This is a genomic window from Saccharopolyspora sp. MMCC62 (assembly GCF_057736575.1).
The window spans coordinates 272,020-289,843 of sequence record NZ_JBYKCM010000003.1 but is presented as its reverse complement, the minus strand read 5'-3'; the positions used below and the strand labels follow the sequence as shown (position 1 = coordinate 289,843).

The 17,824-nt window shown below is 76.5% G+C and carries 1 protein-coding gene (cut by a window edge); it reads right to left on the bottom strand.

Features of this window, described 5'->3' with window-relative positions; all coding sequences use genetic code 11:
* Positions 1-17,824: the 5' portion of a type I polyketide synthase gene (locus tag AC29IT_RS08810; protein ID WP_488218372.1), read on the bottom strand. The gene continues 10,055 nt to the left of window position 1, outside the view; the window shows 17,824 of its 27,879 coding nt (coding positions 1-17,824); its start codon is at positions 17,822-17,824; the stop codon falls past the left edge of the window.

The following is a 17,824-nucleotide window of genomic DNA, read 5'->3' as shown; positions in this document are numbered from 1 at the left end:
GGGCGAACGTCCCGGACGGGCGCACCGCCAGCTGGTCCTCGGATCCGCCGAGCACGGCGCGGAGCCGGTCGGCGCCCGCGCCGTCGGCGGGCAGGTCGATCAGGCCGCCCCAGCGGGCGGGCTGCTCCAGGGCGAGGACACGACCGAGTCCGGCCAGCGCGGCCTGCGTCGGGTCGGGGGCCGCGTCGGCGCGGCCGATCCGCACCGCGCCCCGGGTCACGATCCACAGTGGAGCGTCAATGTCCGCGTCGGTGAGAGCGTGCACCGCGGTGGTCGTCAGCGGCAGCCCGCCGGGCACCTCGGGCGCGTCCGGGTGCGGTGCGGCGTCCCAGGACAGCAGCGAGACGACTCCGGCGAATCCCGCGCCGTTCTCCGGGAATCCGGCGTCCTCGGCTTCGGTGCGCAGGCGCCAGGCCAGTTCGGCGCGGTCGGCTCGGTGCACTTCGACGCGCACCGCGTCCGGGCCGAGCGCGCCCAGCACCTCGGCGGTGGCGGTGGCGTCGGCGTCCTGCGCGGTGAGCACCAGCCACGGCCCGTCCGGTGCGGCGCCGTCGCCGCGGACCGGGCGCCACTCGGTGCGGTAGCGCCAGCCGTCGACGGCGGCGGTCTCGCGCCGCTTGCGCCGCCATTCGGCCAGCGCGGGCACCATCGCGGCCACCGCGTCCGCGTCCAGGTCCAGCTGTTCGCCCAGCGCGCCGGTGTCGGCGCGCTCGACGGCGGACCAGAACTCGGCGTCCACCGGGTCGGCGGCGACCTCGGGCGCGGCGACCGGTTCGGGCCAGTACCGCTTGTGCTGGAAGGGGTAGGTGGGCAGGTCGATCCGGCGGGCACCGGTGCCCGCGAAGCAGCTCGCCCAGTCGACCGGGGTGCCGGTGACGTGCAGCCGGGCCAGCGCGGTGCTGACCGCGGCCACCTCGTCGCGGTCCCGGCGCAGCAGGGGCTGCAGCACGGCATCGGCGGGGGCGATCTCGCGGGCCAGCGCGGTGAGCACCCCGTCCGGGCCGAGCTCCAGGAAGGTCCGCACACCCGCGTCGGCGAGCCACCGGGCGCCGTCGGCGAAGCGCACCGCCTCCCGCACGTGCGCCACCCAGTGCTCGGCGTCGATCCGCGCGGGCTCGCCGGTCAGGTTGGACACGACCGGGATCGCCGGGGCGTGGTGGGTGAGGGAGTCGGCGATGGTGCGGAACTCGGCGAGCATCGGCTCCATCAGCGGCGAGTGGAACGCGTGGCTCACCGGCAACCGCTTGGTGCGGCGGCCGAGCTCGGCGAAGTGCGCCGCGACCGCCTCGGCCTCGGCGGCGTCCCCGGAGACCACCAGCGACTCCGGTCCGTTGATCGCCGCCAGCGACACCCGTTCCGTCAGCAGCGGCAGGACCTCGTCCTCCGCGGCCTGCACCGAGATCATCGCGCCACCGGACGGCAGCGCCTCCATCAACCGGCCGCGCGCTGCCACCAGCGCGCACGCGTCCGGCAGCGACAGCACCCCGGCCACGTGCGCGGCCACGATCTCCCCGACGGAGTGCCCGGTGACGTGGTCCGGCACGATCCCGCAGGACTCGACGAGCCGGTGCAGCGCCACTTCCAGCGCGAACAGCGCGGGCTGGGTGTAGGCGGTGCGGTCCAGCAGCTCCGCCTCCGGGCTGCCGGGTTCGGCGAACGCGATGTCGCGCAGCGGCCGGTCCAGCACGGCGTCGAAGTGGGCCAGCGCCTCGTCGAAGGCGTCGGCGAACACCGGGAACCGCGCGTGCAGCTCGCGACCGGTGCCGGGCCGCTGGCTGCCCTGGCCGGTGAACAGGAACGCGGTGCGCCCCGCCCCGGAATCCGCGCCGCGCAGCAGGTTCGCGGCCGGTGCGCCGTCGCGCAGCGCGGTGAGGCCGCGCCGCAGCTCGTCCCGGTCGGCCGCGAGCACGGCTGCCCGCTGCTCGAACCGGCCGCGTCCGGTGGCCAGCGAGTACGCCAGGTCCACCGGTTCCGCACCGTCCACGAGGGACAGCACCCGGTCCGCCTGGGCGCGCAGCGCGGCCTCGCCGCGCCCGGACAGCAGCACCGGCACCACGCCGCGGCGCGGCTCGCGGGGCTCGACCTCGACGGGCGGCGCCTGTTCGAGGACGGTGTGCGCGTTGGTGCCGCTGAGCCCGAACGAGGACACCGCGGCCCGGCGCGGCCGGCCGGAGTCGGGCCACGGGACCTGGTCGACGGGCAGCTCGATCGCCCCGGAATCCCAGTCCACGTGCGAGGACGGTTCGGCGACGTGCAGGGTGCGCGGGACGAGGCCGTGCCGCAGCGCCTGCACCACCTTGATCACCCCGGCGACGCCGGAGGCCATCTGGGCGTGCCCGATGTTCGACTTGATCGAGCCCAGCAGCAGCGGGTGCTCCCGCTCCTGCCCGTAGGTCGCCAGCAGCGCCTGCGCCTCGATCGGGTCGCCCAGCGCGGTGCCGGTGCCGTGCCCCTCCACGAAGTCCACATCGGACGGTGCGAGTCCCGCGTCCGCCAGCGCGGCGCGGATCACCCGCTGCTGCGCCGGGCCGTTCGGCGCGGTCAGGCCGTTGGAGGCGCCGTCCTGGTTGATCGCGGAGCCGCGCACCACGGCCAGCACCTCGTGCCCGTTGCGGCGCGCGTCGGACAGCCGCTCCACCAGCACCAGCCCGATGCCCTCGGCGAGGCTCATCCCGTCGGCGGCGTCGGAGTAGGCCTTGCAGCGGCCGTCGGCGGCCATCGCGCGCTGCCTGCTGAACCCGACGAACGCGTTCGGCGTGGACATCACCGAGACGCCGCCGGCCAGCGCCAGCGAGCTCTCCCCGCTGCGCAGCGACCGGCACGCCAGGTGCAGCGCCACCAGCGAGGACGAGCAGGCGGTGTCCAGCGTGACCGCGGGCCCTTCCAGCCCGAACAGGTAGGACAACCGGCCGGACAGGATGCTGGACAGCGCCCCGGTGATCAGGTGGCCTTCGGAACCGTCCGCGGTGTGCGCCTGGTAGTCCTGGTAGCTGGCGCCGATGAACGCCCCGGTGCTGCTGCCGCGCAGCGCCGCCGGGTCGAGACCGGCCCGCTCGAACGCCTCCCACGCGGTCTCCAGCAGCAGCCGCTGCTGCGGGTCCATCGCGAGCGCCTCGCGCGGCGAGATGCCGAAGAACTCGGCGTCGAAATCGGCCACGTCGTGCAGGAATCCGCCCTGCGTGGAGTAGGTCTTGCCCGCCCGGTCCGGGTCCGGGTCGTAGAGCCCGTCGGCGTCCCAGCCGCGGTCGGCGGGGAAGCCGGAGATCACGTCCTCGCCGCGCAGCACCAGATCCCACAGCTGTTCCGGGGTGGCCGCACCGCCCGGGTAGCGGCAGCTCATGCCGATGATGGCGATCGGTTCGTCGTCGACCGGCCGCACCTCGGCCGGGCCGCCGGTCGCGGCGGATCCGGCGAGCTCGGCGCGCAGGAACTCCACCAGCGCCCGCGGGTTCGGGTGGTCGAAGACCATGGTGGCGGGCAGCACGAGCCCGGTGGCGGCGGCGATCCGGTTGCGCAGGTCGACGGCGGTCACCGAGTCGAAGCCGATGTCCCGGAAGGCGCGCTGCTCGTCGAGCGCGTCGGCGGAGGTGTGCCCGAGCGCGGTGGCGGCCTCGGCACGCACCAGGTCCAGCAGCAGCCGCCGCTGCTCGGCGGCGGGCAGGCCGTGCAGCCGGGTCGCGAACTCGCCGCCCGCGCCGGTCTGCTCGGCCTGCTGCCGCCGGATCTCGCGCACGGCGGGGATCTCGTCGAACAGCGCGGTGGGCCGGGCGGCGGCGAACACCGGGTGGTAGCGCGCCCAGTCCACGTCGGCGACGGCGAGCGCGGTGTCGTCGTGGTCCAGGGCCGTGCGCAGCCCGGTGAGCGCGGTCTCCGGCGGCATGAACACGAGCCCGCTGCGACGGATCGCCTCCGGGTCGACGCGGCCGAGCTTCTGGTCGTCGGCCCAGATCCCCCAGGACACGGAGGTGGCGGGCAGGCCGCGGGCGCGGCGGTGCTCGGCGAGCGCGGCCAGGTGGGCGTTGCCCGCGACGTAGGCGGCGTGCTGCCCGCTGCCCCACATGCCGGCCGTCGAGGAGAACAGCACGAACGCGTCGAGCTCGGCGGGCCGGTCGGGGTGGTCCGGGTCGAGCAGTTCGTCCAGCAGCCGCGCGCCGACGACCTTGGCCCGCAGAACATCTGCGAAGGACGCGGGGGTGGCCTCGTCGACGGATTCCAGGCCGATGAACGCGGCGGTGTGCAGCACGGCGCGCACGGTGCGGCCGTCGGCGGCGAGCCGGGACAGCAGGCCGCGCACCGATTCCCGGTCGCCGAGGTCGCAGGGCAGCACCTCGGCGTCGGTGCCGAGCTCGGCGAGTTCGGCGACGAGATCGGCCGCGCCGGGCGCGTCGGCACCGCGCCTGCTGGTGAGCACCAGGTGTTCGGCGCCCTGCCGCGCCAGCCAGCGCGCCAGGTGCGGGGCGAGGGTGCCGGTGCCACCGGTGATCAGGGTGGTGCCGCGCGGCCGCCAGGCGCGCGCGGGCGCGCGGTCGCCGACGGGCGCGGGCACGATGCGGCGCGCGTGCACGCCGGAGGCGCGGATCGCGAGCTGGTCCTCCCCCGTCGTCCCGGCGAGCACCGCGGCGAGCCGCTGCCCGGCGCGCTCGTCGAGCTCCGCGGGCAGGTCGACGACGCCGCCCCAGCGCTGCGGGTGCTCCAGCGCGGTGGTCCAGCCGAGGCCGTGCACCTGCGCCTGCGCGGGGTGGGTGACCTGGTCGGCGCGGCCGGTGGCGACGGCCCCGCGGGTCAGCGCCCACAGCGGGGCGTCGATCCCGGCGTCGCCGAGGGCCTGCACGAGCACCAGGCTCAGCGCGAGGCCGCGGGAGAGTTCGGGGTGCTCGGGGCAGGGCGTCTCGTCCAGCGCCAGCAGGGAGACGACGCCGGTCGCCTCGGTGGCGGAGTCGGCGAGCAGCGCGGCGAGGTGTTCCCGGTCGAGGTGCCCGTCGTCCAGCTCGACGCGCCGCGCGGTGGCGCCGTGCGCGGTGAGCACGGCGGCGACCTCGGCGTCATCGGCGCCGCCGGTGCCGCACACCAGCCAGGTCCCGGTCAGCTCGACGTTCCCGCCGCCGCGCAACGGGGTCCACGTCGCGCGGTACCGCCAGGAATCCGCTGTGGACGCTTCTGCGCGGCCGCGGTGCCAGCTGGACAGCGCGGGCAGCACCGCGGCCAGCGAGTCGGCGTCCACGTCGAGCCGGTCGGTGAGCGCGGCGAGGTCCTGCTGCTCGACGTCGGCCCAGAACCCGGCCTCGGCGGCCCCGACCTCACCGCCGGGGGTCTGCGGGGCGGCGGGCAGCGCCCACAGGTGTTCGTGCTGGAACGCGTAGGTGGGCAGCTCGACGCGCCGCGCCCCGTCGAGCAGCGGCGCGAAGTCGACCTCGACGCCGCGGGCCAGCAGCTCCCCGGCGGAGAGCAGGAACCGGTCCAGGCCGCCGTGGTCGCGGCGCAGCGTGCCGCCGGTGAGCACGGTCGCCGCGGCCTGCTCGGCGGTCTCCTGCACGGCGGCGGTGAGCACCGGGTGCGGGCTGATCTCGACGAACACGCCGTGGCCCTGCTCGGCGAGGGCGCGCACGGCCGGTTCGAAGCCGACGGTGCCGCGCAGGTTCCGGTACCAGTACGCCGCGTCCATCCCGGTGGTGTCCAGCCAGTCCCCGGTGACGGTGGAGAAGAACGGGACCTCGGACGTGGCGGGGCGGATCGGGGCGAGCACGTCGAGCAGTTCCGCTTCGATGGCTTCGACGTGCGCGGAGTGCGAGGCGTAGTCGACGGCGACCCGGCGGGCCCGGACCTCCTCGGCGGTGAGGCGCTCGTGCAGCGCGTCCAGCGCGTCCGGGTCGCCGGAGACGACGGTGGAGCCCGGCCCGTTGATCGCGGCGATCGACACCCCGTCACCGAGGCGTTCGCGCACCTGGTCGGCGCCGAGCGCGACGGACAACATGCCGCCCGCCCCGGCGAGCCCGGCGGCGATGGCGCGGCTGCGCAGCGCGACCACCCGCGCCGCGTCGTCCAGGCCGAGCGCCCCGGAGACGCAGGCGGCGGCGATCTCGCCCTGGGAGTGGCCGAGCACCGCGTCCGGCCGCACCCCGTGGTGCCGCCACAGCGCGGCGAGCGACACCATCACGGCGAACGACGCGGGTTGCACCACGTCGACCCGGTCCAGCGAAGGCGCGTCCGGTGCTCCGCGCAGCACGTCGAGCAGCGACCAGTCGACGTGCGGGGCGAGCGCGGCGGCGCAGTCGGCGATCCGGGCGGCGAACACGGGCGATTCGTCGAGCAGCCGGGCGCCCATCCCGGCCCACTGCGAGCCCTGGCCGGGGAACACGAACACGGTGCGCCCGGTGGCGGTGGCGGTGCCCTGCACGAGCCCGGTGGCGGGCCGCCCGTCGGCGAACTCGGCGAGCGCGGCCCGCAGCGCGGCGGGGTCGTCGCCGACGAGGACGGCGCGGTGCTCGAACCGGGCGCGGCTGCCGAGCAGCGAGTGCGCGACGTCGGCGGCGGGGTGCTCGGCGGCGGGCGAATCCGGGGCGGCGAGGCGGGCGGCCTGGGCGCGCAGCGCCGGTTCGGTGCGGGCGGACAGCACCCATGGCACCGGTCCGGCCGGTGCCGGTTCGACGACGGGCGCCGGGTCGGCCGCGGGTTCGTGCTCCAGGACGGCGTGCGCGTTGGTGCCGCTGATGCCGAAGGAGGACACCGCGGCGCGGCGCGGTCCGCCGGTCTCCGGCCAGCCGGTGTTGGCGTGCAGCAGTTCCACGCCGCCCGCGGTCCAGTCGACGTGCGTCGAGGACCGGTCGGCGTGCAGGGTGCGCGGCAGCAGGCCGTGCCGCATCGCCAGCACCATCTTGATCACGCCGACGACGCCCGCCGCGGATTGGGCGTGCCCGAGGTTGGACTTGGCGGAGCCGAGCAGCAGCGGCGCGGCCGGGTCGCGATCGCGGCCGTAGGTGCGTTGCAGCGCCTGGGCTTCGATCGGGTCGCCGAGGGCGGTGCCGGTGCCGTGCGCCTCCACCACCTGGATGTCCGATGTGGACAGATCGGCGTTGGCGAGGGCCTGCTGGATGACGCGCTGCTGCGCGGGCCCGTTGGGCGCGCTGAGCCCGTTGGAGGCGCCGTCCTGGTTGACGGCGCTGCCGCACACCACGGCCAGCACCGGGTGGCCCTGGCGCTGCGCATCGGAGAGCCGTTCGACCAGCAGCACGCCGACGCCTTCGGACAGCGCCATGCCGTCGGCGCCGTCGGCGAACGCCTTGCAGCGCCCGTCGCGGGCCAGCGCGCGCTGGCGGCTGAACGCGACGAACGCGGCCGGGTCGGCCATCACGGTGGCGCCGCCGGCCAGCGCGAGATCGCTCTCCCCGGTGCGCAGCGACTGGCAGGCCAGGTGCAACGCGACCAGCGAGGAGGAGCAGGCGGTGTCCACGGTGACGGCGGGGCCTTCCAGCCCGAACAGGTAGGACAGCCGCCCGGACAGCACGCTGGGGCTGGTGCCGGTGACGGCGTGGCCTTCGGAGCCGTCGGCGGAACCGCTGCCGTAGTCCTGGAAGCTGGAGCCGATGTAGGTGCCGGTGCGGCTGCCGCGCAGCGCGCCGGGGTCGATGCCCGCGCGTTCGAAGGATTCCCACGAGGTCTCCAGCAGCAGCCGCTGCTGCGGGTCCATCGCGAGCGCTTCGCGCGGGGAGATCCCGAAGAACGCCGGGTCGAATTCACCCGCGTCGTGCAGGAATCCGCCCTGCGTGGCGTAGGTGGTCCCGGCGCGGTCCGGGTCCGGGTCGTAGAGCCGGTCGGCGTCCCAGCCGCGGTCGGCGGGGAAGTCGGTGATGGCGTCGACCCCGTCGGCGAGCAGTTCCCAGAACCGCTCGGGCGTGTCCGCGCCGCCGGGGAACCGGCAGGCCATGCCGATGATGGCGATCGGCTCCCCGGTGTCGCCGGTCGCGGCCGCGGTGGTGGTGCTCGCACCGGTGCCGAGGAGTTCGGCGCGCAGGTGCTCGGCCAGCGCCTCGGCGCTGGGGTGGTCGAAGGCGAGGGTGCTGGGCAGCGCGAGCCCGGTCGCGGCGGCGAGCCGGGTGCGGAGTTCGACGGCGGTGAGCGAGTCGAAGCCGAGTTCGCGGAACGCGCGGCGCAGCGGCACCGATTCGGCGCCGGAGTGGCCGAGCACGGCGGCGGATTCGGTGCGCACCAGGTCCAGCAGCAGGTCCCGCTGGGCGTCGCCGTCGAGTCCGCGCAGCCGCGCGGCCAGCGCCCCGTCCGGTTCGGCCTGCTCGGCGCCCGCCCGCCCGAGCGCGCGGACCTCGGGCAGCTCGGACAGCAGCGGGCTGGGCCGGGCCGCGGTGAAGATCGGGTGGTAGCGGGCCCAGTCGACGTCCGCGATGGTGGCCGCGGTGTCGTCGCGGGCGAGCGCGCGGTGCACCTCGGCGACGGCGGTGTCCGGGTCGAGCATGCCGAGCCCGCTGCGGCGCAGCTGTTCGGCGACGGCCTCGTCGGTGGCCATGCCCGCGTCCGCCCACGGTCCGAAGGCGAGCGCGGTGGCGGGCAGGCCGCGGGCGCGGCGGTGCTCGGCGAGGGCGTCGAGCTGCGCGTTCGCCGCCGCGTAGGCGCTCTGCCCGCCGCTGCCCCAGGTTCCGGCGATGGAGGACAGCAGCAGGAAGAAGTCGAGCTCGCGGTCGCCGAGCAGCTCGTCGAGGTGCACGGCCCCGGCGGCCTTCGCGGCGGCGACGGCGGCGAACTCGGCGGGCGCGGTGTCCTGCAGCGGGGCGGCCTGCCCGGTTCCGGCGGCGTGCACCACGCCGGTGAGCTCGGGCAGGTCGGCGAGCAGTGCGGCGAGCGCGTCCCGGTCGGTCACGTCGCAGGCGGCGATGCGCACCTCGGCGCCGAGCCCGCGCAGCTGGTCGGCGAGTTCGGCGGCGCCCGGCGCGTCGGGTCCGCGACGTCCGGTGAGCACCAGCCGCGCCGCCCCTGCTTCGGCGAGCGAGCGAGCGATGCGGGCGCCGAGCGCACCGGTGCCACCGGTGATGAGCACGGTGCCGCGCGCGGTGAACCCGGTACCCGCGGCGGGGATCGGGTGGTGCAGCAGCCTGCGCCCGGCGAGCCCGGCGGGGCGCACCGCGACCTGGTCCTCGCCGTCGAGCCCGCCGAGCACGCGGGCGAGCCGGGCCCCGGCCTGCCGGTCCGGATCGGCGGGCAGGTCGACGAGACCGCCCCAGCGCTGCGGGTGTTCCAGGGCGACGACGCGGCCGAGCCCCCAGGTGGCGGCCTGGACCGGGCTCCAGATCGGGTCGTCGGCGCCGGTGGACACCGCACCCGACGTGATCATCCACAGTGGAGCGTCGAGCTCTGCGTCGCCGAGGGCCTGCGCGAGGGCCGCGTTGAGCACGAGTCCGGTGCTCAGCGCCGGGTGCGCCGGATGCGGCCGCTCGTCGGCGGCCAGCACCGACACCACGCCGCTGATCGCCGGTTCGTCGAGGCTGGCGGCGATGCCGGCCCGGTCCGCGTCGGAATCCAGCAGCAGTTCCCGGACTTCCGCGCCGTGCGCGCGCAACGCGGCCGCGACCGGGCCGGTGCCGGTCTCCGCGGTGCCGACGAGCAGCCAGCCACCGGTGAGCACCGCCGGAGCGGGCGTGCTCAGCGGATGCCAGTCCACCCGGTAGCGCCAGGAGTCGAGCAGTTCCCGCTCGTGCCTGCGCTGCCGCCAGGACGCGAGCGCGGGCAGCAGCGAGTACAGCGCGGCGTGCTGCGAGTCGGCCAGCCCGAGCAGGTCGGCGAGCTCCTCGCCCGCGCCCCGGTCCACCGCGGTCCACAGCCGCTCGTCGGCCGGGTCGGTGGCGGGCGCGGCGGAGGTGGTCTCCGGCCAGTACCGCTCGTGCTGGAACGCGTAGGTGGGCAGCGCGACGCGGCGCGCGCCCGGGTGCGCGGCGGCGAGGTCGACCGGCGCGCCGCGGACGTGCAGCCGGGCCAGCGCGGTGGTCACCGACAGGTCCTCGGCGCGGTCGGCGCGCAGCGCGGGCACGAACTCGGCGTCGTCGCCGAGCACGTCCTGCGCCATCGCGGACAGCACGCCGTCCGGGCCCAGCTCCAGGTAGGTGCGGGTGCCCGCCTCGGCGGCGGTGCGCAGCGCGTCGGCGAACCGGACGGTGGTGCGGGCGTGCCGCACCCAGTACTCGGGGGTGCGCACCTCGTCCCCGGCGAGCTCACCGGTGACGCCGGAGATCAGCGGGATCCGCGGAGCCCGGTAGTCGAGCCCTTCGGCGACCTGCCGGAACTCGTCGAGCATCGGGTCGACCAGCGGCGAGTGGAACGCGTGGCTGACGCTGAGCCGCTTGGTGCCGCGGTCGGCGAACCGCTCGGCGAGCGCCGCCGCCTCCGCCTCGTCGCCGGAGATCACCACGGAGGCGGGGCCGTTCACGGCGGCGATCGAGATCCGCTCGGTGAGCAGCGGCGCGACCTCGTCCTCGGTGGCGCGCAACGAGATCATCGCCCCACCCCGGGGCAGCGCGGCCATCAGCCGGGCGCGGGCGGCGACCAGCGCGCACGCGTCGGGCAGCGACAGCACCCCGGCGACGTGGGCGGCGGCGAGCTCGCCGATGGAGTGCCCGGCGAGCCGGTCGGGCACCGCGCCGCGCGCTTCGACGAGCCGGTACAGCGCCACTTCGAGCGCGAACAGCGCGGGCTGCGCGTAGCCGGTGTCGTCCAGGTCGGCCGCGTCGGCCGGATCGGCGGTGTGGTCCGGATCGGCGCTGTCCGGCTCGGTGGCGGCATCGAGGTCGGCGGCGTCCGGCCCTCCGGTGTCGCGGACCGCGAGCAGCGCGGCGCGCACCGCCGGGTCGAAGTGCGCGAGCACCTCGTCGAGCGCGGCGGCGAACTCCGGGTACCGCGCGTGCAGCTCCGCGCCCATCCCCGGGCGCTGGCTGCCCTGACCGGTGAACAGCGCGGTGAGCCCGCCCGGTTCGCCGGTTTCGCCGGTGACGATGCCGGGATCGGGCCGGCCGGCGGCGAGGGCGCGCAGCGAGTCGAGCAGCCCCTGGCGGCCGGTGCCGAGCACGGCGGCGCGCTGCGGGAACGCGGTGCGGGTGGTGGCCAGCGAATGCGCGACGTCGGCGGGCCGGTGGTCGGGGTGGGCGTCGAGGAAGGTGGCGAGCCGGGCGGCTTGGGAGCGCAGCGCGGCACGGGTCTTCCCGGCCAGCGGCCAGGCCACCGCGACCTCGGTGCCGTCCGCGGACGCCGCAGTACCGGCGGGCTCCAGGGCCTCGGCGGGCTCCAGGGCCTCGGCAGGCGCCAGGGTCTCGGCGGGCGCGGGGACCGCACCGGCCCCGGGGTGTTCGAGGACGAGGTGCGCGTTGGTGCCGCTGATGCCGAACGCGGACACGGCGGCGCGGCGGGGCCGCCCGGTCTCGGGCCACGGGGTGTCGGCGGTGAGCAGTTCCACCGCGCCGTCCGCCCAGTCCACGTGGGTGGACGGCGTCTCGGCGTGCAGGGTGCGGGGCAGCACGCCGTGCCGCATGGCCTGCACCATCTTGATCACTCCGGCGACCCCGGCGGCGGCCTGGGTGTGCCCGAGGTTCGACTTGATCGAGCCCAGCCGCAGCGGGGTTTCCCGGTCCTGCCCGTAGGTCGCGAGCAGCGCCTGGGCTTCGATCGGGTCGCCGAGCGCGGTTCCGGTGCCGTGCGCCTCCACCGCATCGATGTCCGAAGTGGACAGATCAGCGGCGGCGAGGGCCTGCCGGATCACCCGCTGCTGCGAGGGACCGTTGGGCGCGGTGAGCCCGTTGGACGCCCCGTCCTGGTTGACGGCGCTGCCGCGCACCACCGCGAGCACCTCGTGCCCGTTGCGCCGCGCGTCGGAGAGCCGCTCCAGCACGACGATCCCGACGCCCTCGGCCCAGCCGACGCCGTCCGCGTCGGCGGAGAACGCCTTGCACCGCCCGTCCGGGGACAGGCCGCGCTGCCGGGAGAACTCGATCAGCGCCGCCGGGGTCGACATCACCGTCACGCCGCCCGCGAGCGCCAGCGAGCACTCCCCGGCGCGCAGCGCCTGCATCGCCCAGTGCATCGCGACCAGCGAGGACGAGCAGGCGGTGTCCACGGTGACCGCCGGGCCTTCGAGACCGAGCGCGTAGGACACCCGCCCGGAGGCGACGCTCGGCGAGGTGCCGCTGCCCTGGTGCCCTTCGAAGTCACCGCCGGCGAGCACCGCGCCGTAGTCGTTGTACATCACCCCGGCGAACACGCCGGTCCGGCTACCGCGCAGCGCGGCCGGGTCGATCCCGGCCTGCTCGATCGCGGACCAGGAGGTCTCCAGCAGCAGCCGCTGCTGCGGGTCGGTGGAGATCGCTTCGCGCGGGCTCATCCCGAAGAAGCCCGGGTCGAATTCGGCGGCGTCGTGCAGGAATCCGCCGGAGCGGGCGTAGGAGGTGCCGGTGCGGTCCGGGTCCGGGTCGTAGAGCGCGTCCAGGTCCCAGCCGCGATCCACCGGGAACCCGGTGATCGCGTCGGTGCCCTCGGCCACCAGCCGCCACAACTCGTCGGGCGAGGTGACCCCGCCCGGGTAGCGGCAGGCCATGCCGACGATCGCGATCGGATCGCCGGACAGCGCGACCGCGTCGGCCTCCCCGGTGCCGGTGTCCGCGTCGCCGAGCAGCTCGTCGCGCACGTGCGCGGCGAGCGCCCGCGCCGTCGGGTGGTCGAACACGGCGGTCGCGGCGGTGCGCAGCCCGGTGGCGGTGGCCAGCCGATTGCGCAGCTCCACGGCGGTCAGCGAGTCGAACCCGAGTTCCTGGAACGCGCGGTCCGGGTCCACATCGGACGCCGCGGCGTGCCCGAGCACGGCCGCGACCTGGGTCCGCACCAGCTCCAGCACCGCCGCGGCCCGGTCGGCGTCGCCCAGCGCGCCGAGCCGTCGGGCCAGCCCGGCCGATTCGGCGGAGCCGGTGGCGGCTCGGCGGACGGGGGTGCGGATCAGGCCGCGCAGGAAGGCGGGGACCTCGCCCCGGGAGCGCAGCACCGGCAGGTCCAGCCGGACCGGTGCGAGCACCGCTTCCCCGGTGGCGGTGGCCGCGTCGAACAGCGCCGTCCCCTGTTCGGGTTCCAGCGGCGGGGTGCCGGTGGCGGTGAGGCGGCGCAGTTCGGCCTCGGTCAGCTCCCCGGTCATGCCGCCGGTGGAGGCCCACGGGCCCCAGGCCAGCGAGGTCGCCGGGAGCCCGGCGGCGCGGCGATGCGCGGCGAGCCCGTCCAGGTAGGCGTTGGCGGCCGAGTAGTTCGCCTGCCCCGCGGCGCCGACGACTCCGGCGAGCGAGGAGAAGGTGGTGAACTCGGCGAGCTCGTGGTCCCTGGTCAGTTCGTGCAGGTTCCAGGCGGCGTCGACCTTCGGCCGCAGCACGGCCGCCAGCCGTTCCGGGGTGAGCGCGTCGAGCAGCGCGTCGTCGAGGACTCCGGCGGCGTGCAGCACCGAGGTCAGCGGGTGCGCGGCGGGGATCTCGGCCAGCAGCGCGGCGAGCGCGTCCCGGTCGGCGGCGTCGCAGGCGGCGACGCGCACCTCGGCGCCGTGCTCGGCGAGGTCGGCGGCGAGCCGGTCGACGCCCTCGGCGTCCGGTCCGCGGCGGCTGGTCAGCAGCAGGCGCCGCACCCCGTGCTCGACGACGAGGTGGCGGGCGAACAGGGCGCCGAGCCCGCCGGTGCCGCCGGTGATGAGGACGGTGCCGTCCGGGTCGCGCTCCGGTGCGGCGGTGTCGGTGCGGGCGTCGGCCGCGGCGATCGGGGCGCGGGCCAGCCGCGCCGCGCGCAGCCGTCCGTCCACGATGGACAGCTGGGGTTCCTCGGCGAGCGCGAACGCCGCGGGCAGCTGCGCCCCGGCGGCGGTGGTGTCCAGGTCGACCAGCCCGAATCGGCCGGGGTGTTCGGCCTGCGCGGTGCGGATCAGGCCCCACGCCGCGGCGGCGGCCAGGTCGGCGCCGTCGCGGGCGCCGCGGGTGACGACGACGAGCCGGGCCGAGGTGTCGGCGGCGAGGGCGCGCTGGGCGTGGGCAAGCACCCGCGCGGTGCACGCGTGCACCTCGTCCGGCGCCGCCGTGGTCGAGCCGACCGGCAGCACGACGACCTCGGCGTCCGCGGGCACCGCGTCCAGGTCGGCGACCTCGACCGCGCCGGGCGGGGGCGCGTCCCAGGGCACCTCGCCGATGGCCGGGAGCACCGCCACCGGGCCCGGCTCGGCGGTGGTGGTGATCGGGGCCCAGTCCAGCCGGAACAGCGCGTCCCGGGCCGCGGTGGGAGTGCGGGCGCCGAACGGGTGCAGCACCAGCGACTCGACCTCGGCCACCGGTTCCCCGGCCGGGTCGGCCACGGACACCGCGACCGCGTCCGGTCCGGCGGGCGCCAGCCGCACCCGGGCGGCGGTGGCGCCGGTGGCGTGCAGCGAGACGCCTTCCCAGGAGAACGGCAGGCCCGGCCCGCCGGTCTCGTCGAGCCCGGCCCCGGCGGCGTGCAGCGCCGCGTCCAGCAGCGCCGGGTGCAGCCCGAACGACTCGGCTTCGGCGGCGGCCGCCGCGGGCAGCTCCACCTCGGCGAACACCTCGTCACCGCGCCGCCAGGCCGCGCGCAGACCGCGGAACGCCGGTCCGTAGTCGAGCCCGGCGGCCGCGAACCGCTCGTAGCGTCCGTCCAGGTCCACGGACCGCGCTCCGGCGGGCGGCCAGTCCCCGCCGAGGTCGGCGGGGGTGCCGCCCGCGGTGTCGAGCACACCGGTGGCGTGCCGCGTCCACGGCTGCTCCTCGGCGCCGTCGGGGCGGGAGTAGAGGCTGAGCTCCCGGCTCCCGGTGTCGTCGGGCCCGCCGAGCCACACCTGCACCTGCACCGCGCCCTGCTCGGGCAGCACCAGCGGCGCGGCCAGCGTCAGCTCCCGCACCCGGTCGCAGCCCGCCTCGTCGCCGGCGCGCAGCGCCAGCTCGACGAACGCGGTGCCGGGCAGCAGGATCTCGCCGCCGACCGCGTGCTCGGCCAGCCACGGGTGCGAGCGCACCGACAACCGGCCGGTGAGCAGTACCCCGTCCGAGTTGGCCAGCGAGACCGCGGCCGCCAGCAGCGGGTGGTGCGCGGCTCCGAGCCCTGCCGCGCGCACGTCGCCGTCACCGGTGCTCTTCGGCCAGAACCGGCGGTGCTGGAACGGGTAGCCGGGCAGCGCGACGCGGCGCGCGCCGGTGCCCGCGAAGAACTCCGGCCAGTCCGGGGAGACGCCGTGCGCGTGCAGCGCCGCCAGCGCCTGCGCGACGGCGGTGGTCTCGGGCCGGTCACCGCGCAGCAGCGGGACGGCCAGGGCTTCGTGGTCGAGGTTCGCCGGGACGAGCGCGCTGAGCACCGCGTCCGGGCCGAGCTCGGCGAACACCCGCACCCCGAGCTCGCCGAGGCGGCGGACGGCGGCGCCGAACCGCACCGGGCGGCGCACGTGCTCCACCCAGTGCTCCGGCGACGCGAGTTCGCGGGCGGTGGCGGATTCACCGGTGGCGGTGGACACCAGCGGCAGCAGCGGTTCCCGCGGCGAGAGCGCGGCGACGACCGTGCGGAACTCGTCGAGCATCGGCTCCATCAGCGGCGAGTGGAACGCGTGGCTCACCGGCAACCGCTTGGTACGACGACCCAGCTCGGCGAAGTGCGCCGCGACCGCCTCGGCCTCGGCCGCATCACCCGAGACCACCACCGACTCCGGCCCGTTGATCGCCGCCAACGACACCCGCTCCGTCAACAACGGCAGGACCTCGTCCTCCGCCGCCTGCACCGAGATCATCGCGCCACCCGACGGCAACGCCCCCATCAACCGGCCGCGGGCGCACACCAGCGCGGCCGCGTCGTCGAGGGTGAACACCCCGGCCACGTGCGCGGCGGCGATCTCCCCGACGGAGTGCCCGGCGAGGTGGTCGGGCCGCAGCCCCCAGGATTCGGCGAGCCGGTGCAGCGCCACCTCGACGGCGAACAGGGCGGGCTGCGCGTATCCGGTCTCGTCCAGCAGCGCGGCCTCGGCGCTGCCCGGTTCGGCGAACAGCACCTCGCGCAGCGGCCGGTCCAGGTGCTCGTCGAGGGCGGCGAGCACCTCGTCGAAGGCGGCGGCGAACACCGGGAACCGCGCGTGCAGCTCACGACCCGCGCCGAGCCGCTGGCCGCCCTGCCCGGTGAACAGGAACGCCGTCTTGCCCGCGGCGCGGGAGGAACCGCGCACGAGCGCCGGGGCCTCCTCGTCCGCCGCGAGGGCGCGCAGCCCCGCGCGCAGCTCGTCCGGATCGGTCGCGGTGAGCACGGCGCGGTGCTCCAGGCCGCCGCGGTTGGCGGTGGAGCGGCCGACGTCCAGCGGCCGCGGCCCCTCGGAGTCCACAGTGGAGAGCAGCCGGGCGGCCTGGTCGCGCAGCGCCGCCGCGGTCTTGCCCGACAGCACCACCGGCACCGCCCCGGGCTGCACCGGCTCGGCCACCGGCTCCGGTTCGGGCGCCTGCTCGATGATGGTGTGCGCGTTGGTGCCGCTGATGCCGAACGAGGACACGCCCGCCCGGCGCGGCCGGTCCGCCACCGGCCAGGGCGCGGCGTCGGTGAGCAGCCGCACCTGCCCGGCGTTCCAGTCGACGTGCGTCGACGGCTCGTCCACGTGCAGGGTCCGCGGCAGCAGGCCGTGCCGCATCGCCTGCACCACCTTGATGACCCCGGCGACGCCGGCCGCGGCCTGGGTGTGCCCGAGGTTCGACTTGATCGAACCCAGCCACAGCGGCGCCTCCCGGTCCTGCCCGTAGGTCGCCAGCAGCGCCTGCGCCTCGACCGGGTCGCCGAGCACGGTCCCGGTGCCGTGCGCCTCCACGACGTCCACTTCGGACGGAGTGAGCCGCGCGTTCACCAGCGCCTGCTGGATGACGCGCTGCTGCGACGGCCCGTTCGGCGCGGTCAGCCCGTTGGAGGCGCCGTCCTGGTTCACCGCGCTGCCGCGCACCACCGCGAGCACCTCGTGCCCGTTGCGCCGCGCGTCGGAGAGCCGCTCCAGGACCAGCACGCCGACGCCCTCGCCCCAGCCGGTCCCGTCCGCCGCATCGGCGAACGAGCGGCAGCGGCCGTCCGCGGACAGCCCGCCCTGCCGGGAGAACTCCAGGAACGTCGCCGGGCCGGACATCACGGTGACCCCGCCCGCCAGCGCCAGCGAGCACTCCCCGGCCCGCAGCGAGTGCGCCGCCAGGTGCAGCGCCACCAGCGAGGACGAGCAGGCCGTGTCCACCGTGACCGCGGGCCCCACGGCGCCGAAGGTGTAGGCGAGCCTGCCGGAGAGCACGCTGCCGCTGTTGCCGGTGAGCCGGAACCCGTCCACGTCGTCGGCCGCACCGACCCGGTAGTCCTGCGCCATCGCGCCCATGAACACACCGGTGCGGCTGCCCCGCACCGCCGCCGGATCGACGCCGGCGTGCTCGAACGCCTCCCAGGTGGTCTCCAGCAGCACCCGCTGCTGCGGGTCCATCGCCAGCGCCTCGCGCGGGGAGATGCCGAAGAAGTCCGCGTCGAACTCGGCCGCGTCGTGGAGGAATCCGCCGGAGCGGGTGGCCGTGTCGGCGTCCGCGAGCTCCCAGCCCCGATCGGCGGGGAACCCGGTGATGCCGTCGCGGCCCTCGGCGACCAGCCGCCACAGGTCCTCGGGACCGGTCACGTCCCCGGGGTAGCGGCAGCTCATGCCGACGATGGCGATGGGCTCCCTGGCGGCGTCCTCCAGCTCCTGCACGCGCGCCCGGGAGCGCTTCAGATCGGCGCTCGCCCGCTTCAGGTAGTCCCGGAGCTTCTGCTCGTTGTCCAT